At 54.8% G+C, this 847-nt stretch carries 1 protein-coding gene; it reads left to right on the forward strand.

The window, feature by feature from the left end; translation table 11 throughout:
• Positions 1-74: 74 nt before the first annotated feature.
• Positions 75-835, forward strand: a protein-coding gene (locus PZ897_RS12785) for an IS5 family transposase (protein ID WP_275752698.1) whose coding sequence is annotated in 2 segments (ribosomal slippage) — positions 75-408 and positions 408-835 — 762 coding nt in all. Because the reading frame shifts where the segments join, the coding sequence is not laid out codon by codon here.
• Positions 836-847 lie beyond the last annotated feature (12 nt).

Below are 847 nucleotides of genomic sequence, written 5' to 3' on the forward strand. Positions count from 1 at the left end.
CTAGGCTCAGGACCCATTAAATTGCTTGCGGTGAGGATTGCGGACTGATTCACTGGTGGCAGGAGGATACTGGCATGAGTGATTTGATTTGGCTTACTGACAGGCAGATGAAGCGGATTAAGCCGTATTTCCCGCTTTCTCACGGGATTGCGCGGGTTGATGACCGGCGGGTTCTCAGTGGCATCATCTTTGTGATCCGCAACGGGTTGCGCTGGCGTGATGCTCCATCGGAGTACGGCCCGCATAAGACAATCTACAACCGGTTCATCCGCTGGAGCCGGCTTGGCGTGTTCAACAGGATACTCTCAGAGCTTGCCGGCATGGCCCGGACGCCCGATCAGGTGATGATTGACGCTACCCACCTTAAAGCCCATCGCACGGCTGCAAGCCTTTTAAAAAAGGGCCTGTTCCCCGACGTATCGGACGCACCAAGGGCGGTTTGAATTCCAAGCTGCATGCGGTTTGCGACGGTGCGGGCCGTCCGCTGATTTTGCTGCTTTCTGAAGGACAAATGAGCGATTTCAAGGGTGCAGCACTGATGATTGACGCCATTCCGGATGCAAAATCCCTGCTCGGTGACAAGGGTTACGACGCAGACTGGTTTCGCCAGGCGCTCAAGGCGCGCGGCATAGAGCCCTGCATTCCGCCAAAATCCAATCGCAAAACCGAAATATCGTTCGACAAGACGCTCTACAAAAGCCGCCACAAAATCGAGAACATGTTTGGAAAACTCAAGGACTGGCGGCGCATCCACACCCGCTATGACCGTTGTGCCCATGCCTTCATGTCAGCCATCGCAATCGCGGCAACCGTCATCTTCTGGATCAATCAATGAGTCCTGAGCCTA

Origin of the sequence: Hoeflea sp. YIM 152468, from assembly GCF_029210485.1 — a bacterium.
Lineage (GTDB): Bacteria > Pseudomonadota > Alphaproteobacteria > Rhizobiales > Rhizobiaceae > Hoeflea.